This is a genomic window from Bacillus luti, assembly GCF_009739945.1.
GTDB classification, from domain to species: Bacteria; Bacillota; Bacilli; order Bacillales; family Bacillaceae_G; genus Bacillus_A; species Bacillus_A luti.
The window spans coordinates 1,239,026-1,255,111 of record NZ_CP040336.1; the positions used below are offsets into that span (position 1 = coordinate 1,239,026).

18 protein-coding genes and 1 riboswitch are annotated in these 16,086 nt (G+C 36.9%); of the genes, 10 read left to right on the forward strand and 8 right to left on the reverse strand.

The features are described 5' to 3' along the window. Positions 1-13: 13 nt before the first annotated feature. The 7 genes from bioA to EUC40_RS06485 all read left to right on the forward strand — a co-directional run bounded on the left by bioA (position 14) and on the right by EUC40_RS06485 (position 6,202). Positions 14-1,306 (forward strand): adenosylmethionine--8-amino-7-oxononanoate transaminase, encoded by a 1,293-nt coding sequence (bioA, locus tag EUC40_RS06455; RefSeq protein ID WP_425278205.1) that lies wholly within the window; start codon positions 14-16, stop codon positions 1,304-1,306. Continuing rightward, the gene (gene bioD / locus EUC40_RS06460; RefSeq protein WP_156574150.1) at positions 1,306-2,034 is read left to right on the forward strand and encodes a dethiobiotin synthase; all 729 of its coding nucleotides are present in this window, start codon (positions 1,306-1,308) and stop codon (positions 2,032-2,034) included. The genes bioA and bioD overlap by 1 nt, the downstream gene beginning before the upstream one ends. Continuing rightward, positions 2,000-3,187 carry an 8-amino-7-oxononanoate synthase gene (gene bioF / locus EUC40_RS06465; protein ID WP_156574152.1) on the forward strand — a complete coding sequence of 396 codons (1,188 nt, stop codon included), beginning with the start codon at positions 2,000-2,002 and terminating at the stop codon, positions 3,185-3,187. The genes bioD and bioF overlap by 35 nt, the downstream gene beginning before the upstream one ends. Beyond that, positions 3,184-3,924 (forward strand): alpha/beta fold hydrolase, encoded by a 741-nt coding sequence (locus EUC40_RS06470; RefSeq protein ID WP_156574154.1) that lies wholly within the window; start codon positions 3,184-3,186, stop codon positions 3,922-3,924. Before bioF ends, EUC40_RS06470 begins: the two co-directional genes overlap by 4 nt. Further along, a complete protein-coding gene (bioC, locus tag EUC40_RS06475; protein ID WP_156574156.1) occupies positions 3,890-4,699 on the forward strand; it encodes a malonyl-ACP O-methyltransferase BioC in 810 nt (269 codons plus the stop codon). The genes EUC40_RS06470 and bioC overlap by 35 nt, the downstream gene beginning before the upstream one ends. Before the next feature lies 1 nt (position 4,700). Then, positions 4,701-5,699: a biotin synthase gene (gene bioB / locus EUC40_RS06480; protein WP_000815850.1), complete on the forward strand. Its 999-nt coding sequence runs from the start codon at positions 4,701-4,703 to the stop codon at positions 5,697-5,699. A 182-nt stretch (positions 5,700-5,881) separates the two neighbouring features. After that, positions 5,882-6,202: a hypothetical protein gene (locus EUC40_RS06485; protein WP_000549772.1), complete on the forward strand. Its 321-nt coding sequence runs from the start codon at positions 5,882-5,884 to the stop codon at positions 6,200-6,202. Between the two features lie 23 nt (positions 6,203-6,225). Here the strand turns inward: EUC40_RS06485 and ribH are convergent, their stop codons facing one another. The 5 genes from ribH to EUC40_RS06510 all read right to left on the reverse strand — a co-directional run bounded on the left by ribH (position 6,226) and on the right by EUC40_RS06510 (position 10,499). Then, positions 6,226-6,687 (reverse strand): 6,7-dimethyl-8-ribityllumazine synthase, encoded by a 462-nt coding sequence (gene ribH, locus EUC40_RS06490; RefSeq protein WP_000230901.1) that lies wholly within the window; start codon positions 6,685-6,687, stop codon positions 6,226-6,228. A gap of 18 nt (positions 6,688-6,705) precedes the next feature. Continuing rightward, complete coding sequence (gene ribBA, locus EUC40_RS06495; RefSeq protein WP_071713084.1) at positions 6,706-7,899, reverse strand: bifunctional 3,4-dihydroxy-2-butanone 4-phosphate synthase/GTP cyclohydrolase II; 1,194 nt, start codon at positions 7,897-7,899, stop codon at positions 6,706-6,708. Positions 7,900-7,911: 12 nt separating this feature from the next. After that, positions 7,912-8,556: a riboflavin synthase subunit alpha gene (gene ribE, locus EUC40_RS06500; RefSeq protein WP_071713085.1), complete on the reverse strand. Its 645-nt coding sequence runs from the start codon at positions 8,554-8,556 to the stop codon at positions 7,912-7,914. Further along, positions 8,538-9,650, reverse strand: a complete 1,113-nt coding sequence (gene ribD / locus EUC40_RS06505) for a bifunctional diaminohydroxyphosphoribosylaminopyrimidine deaminase/5-amino-6-(5-phosphoribosylamino)uracil reductase RibD (protein ID WP_156574158.1) — start codon at positions 9,648-9,650, stop codon at positions 8,538-8,540. The genes ribE and ribD overlap by 19 nt, the downstream gene beginning before the upstream one ends. Positions 9,651-9,959: 309 nt before the next feature. Beyond that, a riboswitch (FMN riboswitch) is annotated at positions 9,960-10,103 on the reverse strand. 189 nt (positions 10,104-10,292) lie between these two features. Next, a complete protein-coding gene (locus tag EUC40_RS06510) occupies positions 10,293-10,499 on the reverse strand; it encodes a CDGSH iron-sulfur domain-containing protein (protein ID WP_001151582.1) in 207 nt (68 codons plus the stop codon). 288 nt (positions 10,500-10,787) lie between these two features. Between EUC40_RS06510 and EUC40_RS06515 the strand changes: the two genes are divergently transcribed. After that, positions 10,788-11,033: a DUF2552 family protein gene (locus tag EUC40_RS06515; RefSeq protein ID WP_000360793.1), complete on the forward strand. Its 246-nt coding sequence runs from the start codon at positions 10,788-10,790 to the stop codon at positions 11,031-11,033. 9 nt (positions 11,034-11,042) lie between these two features. On the opposite strand, the gene EUC40_RS06520 is transcribed toward EUC40_RS06515, so the two are convergent. Then, a complete protein-coding gene (locus EUC40_RS06520; protein ID WP_000819237.1) occupies positions 11,043-11,966 on the reverse strand; it encodes an alpha/beta hydrolase in 924 nt (307 codons plus the stop codon). An 81-nt stretch (positions 11,967-12,047) separates the two neighbouring features. Here EUC40_RS06520 and EUC40_RS06525 point away from each other — a divergent pair, with 81 nt between their 5' ends. Then, on the forward strand, positions 12,048-12,530 hold the full coding sequence (locus tag EUC40_RS06525) for a GNAT family N-acetyltransferase (protein WP_156574160.1): 483 nt from the start codon (positions 12,048-12,050) through the stop codon (positions 12,528-12,530). A gap of 99 nt (positions 12,531-12,629) precedes the next feature. Further along, the gene (locus EUC40_RS06530) at positions 12,630-13,505 is read left to right on the forward strand and encodes a LacI family DNA-binding transcriptional regulator (RefSeq protein ID WP_156574162.1); all 876 of its coding nucleotides are present in this window, start codon (positions 12,630-12,632) and stop codon (positions 13,503-13,505) included. 12 nt (positions 13,506-13,517) lie between these two features. Here the strand turns inward: EUC40_RS06530 and EUC40_RS06535 are convergent, their stop codons facing one another. Continuing rightward, positions 13,518-14,837 carry a Na+/H+ antiporter family protein gene (locus EUC40_RS06535; RefSeq protein ID WP_000994825.1) on the reverse strand — a complete coding sequence of 440 codons (1,320 nt, stop codon included), beginning with the start codon at positions 14,835-14,837 and terminating at the stop codon, positions 13,518-13,520. A 131-nt stretch (positions 14,838-14,968) separates the two neighbouring features. Beyond that, positions 14,969-15,967, reverse strand: coding sequence for an alpha/beta fold hydrolase (locus EUC40_RS06540; protein ID WP_156574164.1), 999 nt, complete (start codon positions 15,965-15,967; stop codon positions 14,969-14,971). Positions 15,968-16,086: the final 119 nt, after the last annotated feature.

The window sequence follows — 16,086 nt, forward strand, 5'->3', positions numbered from 1 at the left end:
CCCATTTACACAAATGAAAGATTATTTAGCAGAAGATCCTGTCATTATTGAACGTGGAGAGGGAAGAAAGCTATACGATGTAAATGGAAATGAATACTGGGACGGTGTTTCGTCTATTTGGTTAAATGTTCATGGACATCAAATACCAGAATTAGATGAAGCAATTCGTGAGCAATTAAATAAAATTGCTCATTCTACTATGTTAGGGCTTGCTAATGTTCCATCTATTTTATTAGCAGAAAAAATAATTGAAGTTGTACCAGTAGGTTTGAAGAAAGTATTTTATTCGGACTCCGGTTCTAGCGCTGTTGAAATTGCAATTAAGATGGCCTTTCAATATTGGCAGCATAAAGGAAAACCGAAGAAACAAAGATTTGTTACATTAAAAGAAGCGTATCACGGTGATACCATTGGAGCTGTTTCAGTAGGAGCAATAGACTTGTTTCACCAAGTGTATAGTTCACTTTTATTTGAGGCAATTAAGATGCCTTATCCATATACATATCGTTCTCCTTATGGAAATAATAAGGAGGGAATTGTAAAAAAACATTTAGAAGAAATGGAAGAGTTACTAAAAGACAAGCATGAAGAAATTGCAGCAATTATTGTAGAGCCTTTAATGCAAGGTGCTGGCGGCATGATTACAATGCCAAAAGGATATTTAAAAGGGTTACGTAATTTATGTACAAAATACAATGTATTATTTATTACAGATGAGGTAGCGACTGGATTTGGGCGCACCGGGAAAATGTTTGCATGTGAACATGAAAATGTGACACCAGACATTTTAACGGCCGGAAAAGGTTTAACGGGCGGATATTTACCAGTTGCAATCACCGTAACGACAGATGAAATATATAATGCCTTCTTAGGAGGCTATGAAGAGCAAAAAACATTTTTCCATGGTCATAGTTATACAGGGAATCCGTTAGGGTGTGCGGTAGCAATTGCAAACCTAGAACTATACGAGAAAACAAATTTAATAGAAGAAGTGGCACGTAAAACAGAATATGTAGCGACGCAATTAGAAGAACTCTTTGCATATAAACATGTAGGGGATATTCGTCAGTGCGGATTAATGGTTGGAATTGAGCTTGTGAAGAATAAGGAGACGAAAGAAGCGTTTGAATGGACAGAGAGAGTCGGTGTTCAAGTATGTAAACGTTCAAGAGAGTTAGGTATGATTTTACGACCGCTTGGCAATACCATTGTATTTATGCCACCTCTTGCATCTACAATTGCCGAAATTGATGAGATGTTACGAATTTTATATAAAGCAATCTCAGATGTTACGGAGGGAGAATAATGAGTGGTTTCTTTATAACAGCAACGGATACTGAAGTGGGGAAAACTGTAGTTGCTGGTGCATTAGCAGGTGTATTTAGAGAATTAGGATATAACATAGGGGTATATAAACCGTTGCAAAGCGGGCATGCTGCATCAAATCCAGAGGGAGATGCAGCAAGGCTAAAAATATTATCGGGTGTACTGACAAGAGAAGAAGAAATTTGTCCTTATTCCATTGAAGAACCGCTTGCTCCGAGATTGGCTATGAAAAGAGCTGGAAGGACAGTAATGTTAAAAGAAATTACGGATCACTATAATGAACTATTAAAAGAGTTTAATAGCTTATTTGTGGAAGGGGCTGGTGGGCTTGCAGTCCCATTTACAGAAGATGCTTTAGTGATTGATTTTGCAAAAAAATTACAGCTTCCTCTTATTATAGTAGCGCGTCCTACTCTAGGAACAGTTAATCATACTGTTTTAACAATTTCTTATGCAAAAGCACACGGTTTAACAGTAGCAGGTGTAATTTTATCTGGTTGTAAAGAATGTGAAAAAGAAAGAGCGCAAGAAAATAAAATAATGATTGAGGAGTTAAGTGGAGTGCCGGTTTTAGGGTTATTACCATTCCTTGAAGGAGAGTTTACAAGGGAAGAGTTATTAGAATCGGCAAAAGAGCATATTATGATTTCAAAATTAGAGGAGCTCATCCAAAATGAATCAAACGTGGCGCGTGCATCTTCAATCTAAAATAGAACAATTAAAGGAACAAGGGCAGTATCGTAATTTACATGTAACAGAGCGATCCGAAGAGACATGGCTTATTCGAAATAAGAAAAGGATGCTAAATTTAGCATCGAATAATTATTTAGGATTAGCTGGGGATGAAAGGTTGAAAGAAGCTGCTATTGCCTGCACAAGAGAATATGGAACTGGAGCGACAGCATCTCGTCTCGTTGTAGGAAATTATCCACTGTATGAAGAGATTGAGAGAAGTATATGCAATTGGAAAGGCACTGAAAAAGCTTTAATTGTAAATAGTGGATATACCGCGAATGTAGGGGCGATTTCTTCGTTAGTCTGCCGCCACGATATTGTTTTTAGTGACAAATTAAATCATGCAAGTATCGTTGATGGAATTATATTAAGCGGAGCAGAACATAAAAGATATCGTCATAATGATTTGGATCATTTAGAGAAGCTGTTGAAAATAGCGTCACCTGAAAAGCGGAAATTAATCGTAACTGATACTGTTTTTAGTATGGATGGTGATACTGCCTATTTGAAAGATTTAGTGCAGCTAAAAGAGAAATACGGGGCAATAATCCTAGTTGATGAAGCACATGCGAGTGGAATATATGGAATCGGCGGAGCAGGATTAGCTCATATAGAAAAAGAGATTGCTCAAAAAATTGATATACACATGGGGACGTTTAGCAAGGCTCTAGGGTGTTATGGTGCGTATTTGACAGGTGATGCAATTTATATAGAGTATTTACAAAATATGATGAGAAGCTTTATTTTTACTACTGCTTTACCACCAGGAACGTTAGGGGCGATACGAAAAGCAATTGAAATTGTGAAAGAAGATAACGAAAGAAGAGAGCGACTTGCAGAGAATGGTACATATTTCAGGACGCATTTACAAGAAGCTGGTTTTGATATTGGGAATAGCTCAACTCATATTGTACCGATTGTAGTTGGTTCAAATGAAAATACTTTACGGTTTAGTGAACGATTACAAGAGGTAGGTATCGCCGCAATTGCAATTCGTCCACCCACTGTTCCAGTTGGTAGTTCTCGAATTCGTTTTGCAGTTACATCACAACATACAATAGCTGATTTAAGATGGGCTATTCAGCATATTATACGTATCGGTAAAGAAGAGGGGTTTTTAGTATGAAAGAGCTAAAGATTATTTTTATTCCTGGGTGGGGAATGGAAGAAGGTGTTTGGACTTTAGTTCTACCATATTTTAAAGGATATTCTGTTCAATGTGTAGAGTGGCGTAACGTAAAAGAACAAAGTGAATTTGCGGAGCGAATAATAGATGTAGCGCATGATGAAAATGTAATTTTAGTTGGATGGTCACTAGGAGCGTTAGCAGCAGTACAAGCTTATAAAAAGGTTAAGGCGAAAGGCATGGTACTAATTGGTGGTACCGCTAAATTTACCAATACAAGTGACTATACAAGTGGATGGAATTCCTTGCATGTAGAACGTATGAAAAAGAACTTAACGAGAAAGAAAGCAGATACGTTGAAGCGTTTCTATGAAAATATGTTTACAAAAGATGAACTGAAAGAGAATACGAGTTTTGAAGAGATTGCGCTGAATTTTAAAGGAGACTCGATTCAGTCATTACAATTAGGCTTAGATTATTTAATAGAAACAGATATGAGAAACGAATTAACTGATGTCAAAATCCCGCTGTTACTTCTTCATGGAGAACAGGATGTGATATGTCCATTATCTGCAGCTCATAGTATGACAGAGAATACGAATGCTAAGCTAAAAGTAGTAAGTGAGGCTGGGCATGCATTATGTGTAACGAATTTTGAATATTGCGCAAATGAAATCATTCAATTTGTAGAGGGGATACGACATGATCAACAAAACGTTACTGCAAAAACGGTTTAACGGGGCAGCTGTATCCTACGATCAATATGCAAATATACAAAAAAAGATGGCACATTCGTTACTTTCTACATTGAATCGGCGATATAGAGCAAATTCATCGATACGCATTTTAGAACTTGGATGCGGGACAGGATATGTTACAGAGCAATTATCAAAGTTATTTCCGAAAGCGCATATTACAGCTGTTGATTTTGCTGAAAGTATGATTGCGATTGCGAAAGCTAGACCAAATGTGAAAAATGTAACGTTTTACTGTGAGGATATTGAACAATTACGACTAGAAGAAACATATGATGTCATTATTTCAAATGCCACATTTCAATGGCTAAATGATTTAAAACAAGTGATAAGAAATTTATTTGATCATTTGTCTATAGATGGGATATTACTCTTTTCAACATTTGGACATGAAACATTTCAAGAATTGCATGCTTCGTTCCGGCGGGCGAAAGAAGAAAAAAATATACAAAACGAAACATCGATTGGGCAACGTTTTTATTCGAAAAATCAGTTACACCATATATGTGAAATAGAAACAGGGGATGTGCATGTTTCTGAAACATGTTACATAGAGAGTTTTACAGAAGTTAGGGAGTTTCTGCATTCTATTCGAAAAGTAGGAGCGACTAATAGTAATGAAGAATCATATTGCCAAAGTCCCTCACTCTTTCGTGCAATGCTTCGCATATACGAAAGAGACTTCACGGAAAAAGAAGGGATAATGGCAACTTATCATGCTTTATTTGTGCATATAACAAAAGAGGGGAAGAGATGAAATGAAACAAGTACAAACAAAAAGGGATTGGAAAAAACTTGCATATGACGTAGTAGAAGAGAAAATGATTACGAAAGAAGATGCAATAGCGATATTAGAGGCTGATGATACAGAGGTTTTAGAAATTATGAATGCAGCTTACATCATCCGCCATCATCACTTTGGTAAAAAAATAAAGTTGAACATGATTATTAATACGAAATCTGGATTATGTCCTGAAGATTGTGGGTATTGTTCACAGTCTATTATTTCAGAAGCACCGATTGATAAATATGCATGGTTAACGCAGGAAAAGATTGTAGAAGGGGCGCATGAAGCAATTCGCCGTAAAGCGGGTACATATTGTATTGTAGCATCTGGCCGTCGTCCAACGGATAAAGAAGTCAATCACGTAATTGGAGCTGTTAAAGAGATTCGTGACACGACAGATTTGAAGATTTGTTGTTGTTTAGGTTTCTTAAATGAAGATCAAGCAGGGCGTTTAGCGGAAGCAGGTGTACATCGTTATAACCACAACTTAAATACACACGCAAACAATTATGATAGCATTTGCTCAACTCATACGTATGACGATCGTGTTGATACAGTTCAAAAAGCGAAGCAAGCTGGTATTTCGCCATGTTCTGGTGCAATCTTTGGAATGGGAGAGACAATTGAAGAACGTGCTGAAATTGCATTTGAATTACAACGTATAGATGCAGATTCTATTCCGTGTAATTTCCTTGTTGCTGTAAAGGGTACGCCGCTTGAAGGACAAAAAGAGTTAACACCAGTAGAATGTTTAAAAGTGCTGGCGATGATGCGTTTTGTAAATCCAACAAAAGAAATTCGCATTTCAGGTGGTCGAGAAATTAATTTACGTTCTGTACAGCCGCTTGGTTTATTCGCAGCAAATTCTATTTTTGTCGGCGATTATTTAACGACAGCTGGGCAAGAGCCGACTGCGGACTGGGGTATGATTGAAGATTTAGGATTCGAGATTGAAGAATGTGCATTATAAGATAGATGGAAAAGCAAACCTTTAAAAAGGTTTGCTTTTTTTGTAAATAAAATGTAATAAAAAGCCATTATGACTTGATATGAATGGTTTTTCAGCGAGAAAATGAATTTTTGTGGACGAATTTTCCAAGCCCTATTTGTACATAGTAAATATGTAATTTATATTGGGTTGGAGGATTTTACATGCATAAATACATATTAGCGATTATGATTTGTCTAATTTTAATAAAAGCAATAAGTGCTGATCCAGTTAAGGCCGCTGAAAATCCTGAACAAAAAGAAATGCAGCAAAGAATTGAACAACATTTTCGAACGAAAGCTGAACATTTTGGCTTGAAAACGGAAGGGAAAGATTTAAAAGAAGTACGAAAAGAAATTACTATTATAGAAGAAGCGAAGAAAAGAGAGAATGTATGGAGAACAGCGCAAACTCTTCGTATACAAACAGAAGGAAAAACGATGGATGAATTAATAAAAGATGTACGGAAAAAAGTAAAGAAATAAAAAAGAGGCCGTAGCCTCTTTTTTTATGCCCATTGTTTTGATAAATGAGCCATTTCAATCGCAGCAACGGCGGATTCATAGCCTTTATTACCAGCTTTCGTGCCAGCACGTTCAATCGCTTGCTCGATCGTTTCAGTCGTTAATACACCGAAAATAACTGGAATGTCTGTTTGTAGTGATAAAGATGCAACACCTTTTGCTACTTCATTACAAACGTAATCGTAATGTGTTGTAGCACCACGAATTACAGTCCCTAATGTAATAACAGCATCATACTTCCCGCTACTAGCCATCTTTTTAGCGATTAAAGGAATTTCAAATGCGCCAGGAACCCAAGCAACATCGATATCAGTTTCTTCTACACCGTGACGCTTTAATCCATCTAAAGCTCCGCCGAGTAACTTACTTGTAATAAATTCATTAAAACGCCCAACAACAACCCCAACTTTTAGTCCTGTACCAACTAAATGACCTTCGAATACCATAATAAATCTCTCCCTTAATTATAAGTTTAGTAAATGTCCTAATTTGTTTACTTTCGTTTGTAAATACGCTTTATTTTCTTCTTTTGCGGGCATTTGCAATGGTACACGCTCGATTACTTCTAAATCGTAACCTTGTAAGCCAGCAATTTTTCGTGGATTATTCGTTAATAATCGTAAATGTTGTAAACCTAAATCCTTTAAAATTTGAGCCCCAATACCGTAATCACGCAGGTCAGCTGGAAACCCAAGTTTTTCGTTTGCTTCTACAGTATCGAATCCTTCTTCTTGCAATTTATAAGCGCGAAGCTTATTAAGAAGGCCAATACCTCGTCCTTCTTGTCTCATATAGAGAAGAACGCCTTTTCCTTCACGCTCAATTTGAGCAAGTGCAGCATGGAGTTGTGGTCCGCAATCGCAGCGGCACGAGCCAAATACATCTCCTGTTAAGCACTCAGAATGGACGCGTACAAGTACAGGCTCTCCTGTTGAAATATCACCTTTTACGAGTGCGATATGTTCTTTCGTATCTAATGAATTAGAATAGCCAATTGCATGGAAAGTACCGAAATCTGTAGGTAATGTAATTTCCACTTCTCGCGTCACTAATGTTTCATGGTGGCGGCGATAAGCAATTAAATCTTCTATTGTAATCATTTTTATATCAAATTGTTTTGCACACTGTAGTAAATCAGGTACGCGTGCCATCGTACCGTCTTCATTTATAATCTCACAAATGACTCCAGCTGGTTCTGCTCCGCAAAGCTGTGCTAAATCGACAGCAGCTTCTGTATGACCAGCACGGCGCAGGACACCGCCTTCTTTCGCAATTAATGGAAAGATATGTCCAGGACGATTGAAATCAGCACCTTTTGATGCAGGATTTAATAATTCTTGTATCGTAGTTGCACGTTCGTGAGCGCTAATCCCTGTTGTTGTAGAAACATGATCAATACTCACTGTAAATGCAGTATGATGCGAATCTGTATTATGAGCTACCATTGGTTCTAATTGTAGACGTTCTGCGTACCCTTCTGTAATTGGTACACAAACGAGACCACGCCCATGTGTAATCATAAAGTTAATTGTTTCTGGCGTAATATACTCTGCTAAAGCGATAAAATCTCCTTCATTTTCACGGTTTTCATCATCACATACGATAACAACTTTTCCTTGTTTTAAATCTTCTAGAGCTTCTTCAATACGATGAAACATAATGCTTCCCCCTTATAGAAATCCGTTTTCTTGTAAAAAGCTTTCGGTCATTGAGTCTGTTCTTTTTACAGGTTTAGTAATAAAGCGTTCGATATATTTACCAATCATGTCACACTCAATGTTTACGATGTCTCCCGCAATCTTTTCTCCGATAACAGATTCACTTACTGTGTGCGGAATGAGTGAGATTGTGATGGAAGATTCGTCTATATCAAATATTGTTAAACTCGTTCCATCAACAGCAACGGATCCTTTATGCAAACAATAGCGCAGCAATTCATCAGAAATAGCTATTTTGTAATAGACGGCATTATAGTGTTGTTTTTTGTTTAATATCGTTCCGATGCCATCAATATGTCCCGAAACGAAATGTCCACCGAATCGTCCGTTTGCAGCCATTGCTCGTTCTAAATTTACTTTAGAGTGCGGTTTAAGCGTGCGAAGTGATGTTGATTGCATCGTTTCAGGCATTGCATCCACTGTGAATGAAGTTGTTGTGAAACTCGTTACAGTTAAACAAATACCGTTAACCGCGATGCTATCCCCTAAGTGAACATCTGATAAAATCTCATTTGCATGGATTGTTAACTTCATCGCTTCTCCGCTTTGTTGCATGTTTGCGATAGTTCCTAATTCTTCTACAATTCCTGTAAACATTCCGTCACCTCACTTCGGGCATTCGCAACGATTTTTATATCATCGCCAATTTGTTTCATCTCTTGAATTTCTAAGGAAAGTGCATCTTGTAATGTTGCGAAACCATTTCCACCAAATAAAGTAGGGGCATTTTTCCCGCCAATTAATTTTGGGCTTATATAAGTTACAATTTCATTGAAATTATTTGTTTGTAAGAAACTTGCATGAACTGTTTGACCACCCTCAACGAAAAGAGATAGGATTTGTTTTTCGCCGAGTAGGTCTAAAACATCTTGAATTTCAATCTGCTTCGTTTTCATTTGGAATATAGCTATATTTTCAGATTCATAAGAAGCTATTTTTTCTTTATCTACATCCTTCCCGACAATAATCCATGTTGGTGCTAAACCATCTGTTATGACGTGAGAAGATGATGGCGTTCGTAAATGGGTATCTAAAATAACGCGAATAGGATGTTTCCCACCATTTGGAATTCTTGTCGTTAAATGCGGATTATCAGCTATAACCGTATTCAGTCCAACGAGAATTGCATCATGTGTATGGCGGTATTGGTGAACATCAGCTCGTGCTCCTTCACCTGTAATCCACTTACTTTCACCAGTGACAGTTGCTGTTTTTCCATCTAAGCTCATCGCTGTTTTTATTGTTACAAATGGACGTTTCGTTTTCATGTAGTGAAAAAAGAAACGATTTAATAAGGTGGCTTCTGCTTCAAGAATACCGGTAGTTACTTCAATGCCAGCTTCTTCTAATCTCCTTTTTCCATTACCAGAAACGAGAGGATTGCAATCAAGAGTAGCAATTACAACCCGTTTGACTCCTTTTTTGATGAGCAATTCACAGCAAGGTGGTGTTTTTCCAAAATGGCTACACGGTTCAAGTGTTACATAAACGGTAGCTCCTTTTGCTTTTTCACCAGCCATATGAAGAGCATGAACTTCTGCGTGTTCTTCACCGGCACGTAAATGAGCTCCCATACCGACGATGTTTCCGTCTTTTACAACAACAGCACCAACCATAGGATTTGGACTTGTTTGTCCGGATGTTCCTTCTGCTAACTGCAGGGCAATCCTCATATATTCTTGATCTGTCATTCTCTTCACCTCTCCTGAAAAAATCAAAAAACCCCAAGGATTTTATATCCTTGAGGTTTGGGAGACGTGATTTCTAGAAATATAGTTCGAATACGAAAGTATAGGAAAGAAACCTAACGATGATTGATATTTTTGCATAAGGAAAAAACCTAGCAAAATATCGAATTTTTCAAACGCTAGTCGTATCTTTTTATTTCAGTATAGAAACATAAGTATACAAAATAAAACATATATAAAGATTCAAAATGAAACTTTAAAAATATGCATACTGAAATAAAAGTGTATTCGCTATATAAAATTACTAGAAAACATATCCTTCTCCCATCCAGACTATACTGTCGGCCCTAGAGTTTCACTAGATCCACCGTTTTCGAGTTGAAAACGGGTCACGGACTTAGAAGTTTTCACTTCATCACCGCCGGTTGGGAATTTCACCCGACCCCGAAGGATGTTGTTTGCTCAAATTATAGCACAAAAAAAATAAAAGGCTAGTAAAAAATATTCGAATGTGAAGAATTGTGTGAAAATACATGTGAGTTGGAATGAGGTAAAAAGTATGAGAAATGTTGTAAGGAAAAGGGGGGACGAGAGTTAATGAAAAGAAAAAACATGCACAAAAAAATGTGCATGTCACATGTGAAATTATTCTGCCTCTGGTGCTCTAACAACAGACTCGAATTTACCTTTATGCGAAGCATCGCAATAAGGCATATTTTTTGATAAACCACAACGGCATAAAGAAAATGCCGGTTTTGCTGGGAATACATTCCCTTGTGAATCGACTAATTCCACGTCCCCTGTAACGCGAAAAGAGCCATTATCATTTACTTTAATTTGTACTTTTGCCAACGTTATCCCTCCTTCCCAAACGCTTAATTTCATCATATAATCAAGGGAAGTGCTTGGCAATATAAAGTGAAACTTTAATTAGTGGGGGAGGCATCCCCCACTAATTATTAGTTGAACCAATCGGGCTTTTAGGGGCAGTTAATCTCCCACCTAACTTCTTTGTTTCAGCCGGATTTTGAGGTGGGAGTTTTACTGCCCGCAAATAGCGGGGAAAAAAGAGCACTTTATTTGAGAAAGAAGAGAGTGTTATAATAGTCTTCATAATTGACTAGAGTAAGGTGACGAGAGATGGATAAACAATTACATACATTACGAAACATTGCAAATGAGCGCACGTGGGCATCATTTTTGAATGATAATCATCCATATAGTTTGTTACATTGGTCCATTGCAGGTGTAGGGCAAGAGGCGAAGGATGTTTGGTTACTTCAAGATGAAGTAACATTTCAAACGACAGAATTTCCAACGTTAGACGATGCAATGCAATGGATTTCTGAAAATATGGAACAAGTTACAGACGTTTTAGCGCAATAAAAAACAGGCTTATGCAAGCCTGTTTTTTGTTTCTTTTACGTATGTGTTTAAAAATTGATCGAGGGCTGCTTCGTACTCTTCTTTATTTTCGTTATAAGAGCAAGCGTGTGCACCGTGTTCTGCAATATACAGTTGTTTATTATTTTCTTTCGCTTCATATAACGCTTTTGTCATATCAGCTAAAATATAATCGTCATCTTTACTGTGAATAAAGAGCACCGGATTGTTAATGTTCTTTATACAGTCAATTGGTGAAACTTCACGAATTGTATAACCGTCACGAACTTTTAAAAATGCGTTTGCTAAAGGTAATAAAGGCCATTTTGGTAAATGGAATTCAACCTTTAAACGGTGCTGTAATTGTCCGTAAAAATCAGAGAAAGGACAATCTGCAATATAAAAATCAGCACCATCTTCTACAAGCCCTGCGTATTGAAGAAGTGTTGCAGCTCCCATCGATTCACCATGAATGCCAAGGATTATATTTGTGCCAAAACGACTTTTTAGCCAATCAACTACAGATTTTAAATCATGTTTTTCATAGTATCCATAGCTTGTTGTTTTTCCGCCAGTTTTACCATGGCGACGATGATCATAAATAACGACATTATATCCTCTGTTTAAAAATAACTTTGCATATTTTATAGAATTCATTTTATTTACAGTTACGCCGTGACAAAAAACCATAAACTTATTGGAATGACCAGAAGGAATGTAATATCCGTGAAGATCATATCCGAATTGCGAAGGGATATGAATTTCTTCTTTATGAAGAGCATCAAAATCCTCTATACGAAAATGTTTTTTCGTTTCTCTTTCGAGTACTTCTTCCTCTGTTTTTTTCTTTAAGTACATCACTTTATTTGTAAAGAAAATCCCAAGGGCAGTTATCGCACCTAGTATAGTAAACAATGCTGCAAAAAAACGTTTCATACTTTACCTCATCCTCCAAATACCGTTACATGTGATACACTTATATTGTATCACAATGATAGAAAAGGGGAGAAATAGGAAATGCTGCATATACAAAAAATTACGCCAGCGATGAAAGAAACAATCCGAATGTTCATGTGTGAGAACTGGGGAAGTTCATTGATGGTTTCGCGTGGTAAGGGGCATCAGTTAGAAGAGTTGCCAGGATTTGTTGCGCTCTCAGATGACAGAATAATCGGAATTATAACGTATGAAGTGACTAGAAATATGTGCGAAATTGTATCGCTAGATAGCTTTGAAGAAAGAAAAGGAATAGGGACGAAACTTGTGGATTGTGTATTACAAGTTGCAGAAGAAGAAGGGTGCAGGCAGGTTTGGCTCATTACAACGAATGATAATATGAACGCATTACGTTTTTACCAAAAGCGAAATTTCATGATGACAAATTTATATGTGAACGCAGTGGACGAGGCACGAAAAATAAAGAAAGAAATTCCGTATATTGGGTATGATCAAATCCCGATCTTACATGAAATTCAGCTAGAATATCGTATAATAAAATGATGTAACAATTTTCAGAAATATAAGTTATTAACCTTGACGAAAATTGTAATTTAGGTTACCGTAAAATTGTAATCTATTACCATATTAAGGGGTGACGATGTGGCAACTATACGTGATGTTGCAAAATTGGCAGGTGTTTCAGTCGCAACTGTTTCAAGAGTTATTAATGAAAAAGGATACGTTCATGAAGACACAGTAAAACAAGTAAAGGAAGCAATTGAGGAATTACACTATAGACCAAATAGTGCGGCGAAACCATTATTTAAACAAGATTCAACGATAATTGCATTACTTGTAGACAATTTATGTAATCCATCAAACATCACTTTGCTACATTGTATTGAAGAACTAGCATATAAAGAAGGATATCAAATCATTGTTTGTAATATAGAGAATAAAGATAAATATATACATATGTTAAAGCAAAATAACGTTGCAGGTGTTATTTTGACGAAAGCAGTTTTTAAAAAAATAGGGGAAATCTCACTTCCGTGTGTAGTGATTGATGAAAAACAATCTCTTACAGATTATTATGAAGGTGGACAGAGAGCTGTTTCTGTATTGAAAGAGAAAGGGTGCCACTTTCTTGCTTATATCGGTGAGGGAGATGAAAGTGAAGAAAAAGAAGACCATGTGTCAGGATTTTTAGACGCTGTTTGGGAGGAAGGAATCTCTTATCGAGAAGAAAATGTGCAAGGGTATACGCATAAGCAGTTCATTACATTATTACAAAATCATCCGTATATAGATGGAATTGTAATCTCAAGTGATAAGATTGCTATTGAGTTAATCCGAGCAGCGAAATTTTTAAATATCCATATACCAGATAAATTACAAATTGTTGGACCTAACGGGAATATAGAGTGCGGATGGATAGGTCCATCACTACCGATAATTGAAAGTGATGTCGAAGAAAATGGGGAAATAGCTTTTAAAAAATTAATTGGAAAAATAAAAGTAAAAGGTGCGTTGTAAAAAACGCACCTTTTATAATGTAATGGCGGCAATAAAGCCGAATATAAGTAACGGTATATTATAATGTAGAAAAGTGGGTACACATGTATCCCATATATGATGATGTTGACCATCAGCATTTAAGCCGGATGTTGGTCCAAGTGTACTATCTGATGCTGGAGATCCTGCATCACCTAGCGCTCCTGCTGTACCGATAATTGCAATCGTTGCCATTGGGCTAAATCCAAGTTGGATGCAAAGTGGTACAAAAATTGTTGTTAAGATAGGGATAGTTGAAAAGGATGAACCAATTCCCATCGTAACGAGAAGTCCAATCACAAGCATAAGAAATGCAGCGAGTGGTTTGTTATTTCCAATTATATGTGCACTCGTTTGCACAAGAGATTCAACATGTCCTGTTTTTCGAAGAACAGCTCCAAATCCAGCGGCAGCAATCATAACAAAACCAATAAAGGACATCATGCGCATTCCACTTGTTAATATCGCATCTGCTTCTTTAAGCGGTAGACTACCACTTACCGATAAGACGATAATCCCTGCTAAAGCACCGAAAATCATTGATTCGGTTGCTAATTGAACAGTTAATGTGGCTATGATAGATAATAATCCGAAAGTAATGCTACGTTTTGTATAGGGAACGATTTCATTTTCAGTAGTGTGAATTTGTTCTGTTTCATACGTACGAGGTTTTCGGTACGTAAAGAATACCGCTACACATAATCCAATAATCATACCGATTGCTGGAATAGTCATTGCTTTTGGAATAAGTGCAACATCAAATGTAAGACCGCTTTGCGCAGCATTTGTTTGCAATACGTCATGATAAATTTTTCCGAAACCTGCTGGAATCCACATATAAGGAGTAATCAACCCGAATGTAATAATACATGTAACTAGTCTGCGATCCACTTTCAGCTCATTTAATACTTTTAAAAGTGCTGGAATTAAGATGGGGATGAAAGCGATATGAACAGGAATAACATTTTGTGAGAAACAAGCCATCGTTAAAATGATGAATAAAATAAGTATTTTAGAATAAACTTGTTTTTTCGTGTCTTGTTCATTGCCAATCCATTTTAATGCAGTTTGAATCATGGCATCTGGAAGTCCTGTTTTGGAAAGGGAAATAGCGAAACCGCCAAGCATTGCATAACTTAAAGCAATTGGGGCACTGTTTCCAAGACCAGTTGTAAAAGTGTTAATAGTTTCTGAAATACCGAGTCCGCCGATAATTCCGCCTGTTAAAGCTCCAACAATGATGGCGACAATGACCTGGACACGTAACAAACTAAGCAATAGCATAACTGCTACTGCAACGAGTACAGCATTCATAATAAATGTAATCTCCCCAAAATTTTATTGTGTTAAGGCAAGTAAATATGAAGCACCTTGCTATATTTATACATAGTTGCGACATATTATTATAAATTGTTTTCTATGAAATGTAAAAGAGCCTTTTGTTACTAATTCTGAAAAGCTAGCTCTTGTTTAATTGATTGTAAAGAATGAGCGAATAATGCTGGTTCTTCTAAATCGGGAGAATGTGCTGAATTTGGGAACCAAATCATCTTTTTTATGGGCGCTTCTATCACATCACAATATTCCTGAACGAGTGCATAAGGAGTTTGGTAATCATAGCGACCAGAACAAAAATAAACGGGAATAGATAAACTAGAAATAGAAGAAAAGAAATCGATTGCCAGCATTTCTTCCCATAAAACGCCAGATTTTAAATTTCCTGCGAGAAACTTGAACCAATCTAATAGCGTATATTCAGGAGAAAAGAAGCCTTTCCGTATGAAAGAAAAGGAAGATCCGTTTTGGATTGCTCCTCCGAATGTGCCAAGCCACTTTCTTTGAATAATAAGACGTCTCGTATCTAAAAATGGTGGTTTACCTAATTTTAAAAGAGACGCTAATGCTTTTTTATGATCATGTTTTTTGGCAGAACGAATTAAATGCTGGTATAGCAATTCTTCGTTTTGTTTCATATGTACAATCTGTCCAATACCGATGTAAGCCTCGATATACTGTGGATATTGATGTGCTATGTTAAGCCCAATAATGCTTCCCCAAGAATGACCAGCGAGAAATAGTTTCTGTTTATTGAACTTTTTAAGTACATATTGAATCACTTCTTTTGCATCGGCAATGAATTGTTCGATTGTAAAATTGGCTCCGAAATCTTTCATTGAAAAGGATTTACCTGCCCCGCGCTGATCCCAATTAATAACGATGAAGTGCTTCTCCAATTCTTTTTGAAAATGACGAATAAATCCAATTTGTGCCATTCCAGGTCCGCCGTGACAGCATAATAAAATAGGTTGCTCTACGTTTTGCCCGCGCATAAGGAGGGTTAGTTTGCGGTTATTAATTATAACGCTTTCTAGCGTAGCGATACTATTTGGAATGAGTTGTTTATTTTTATCATAGAACCGAGGGGTATTGCTACGAAAAAGCATGTGGAAACCTCCTTTTCTGAAATGATACGAATCGCACAGGCTATTTGTTTTGCATATACTGTTAGAAAATCATTGTAACATACCATACTAGTGTCATTTCAACACGGGAGGAGGGAAAT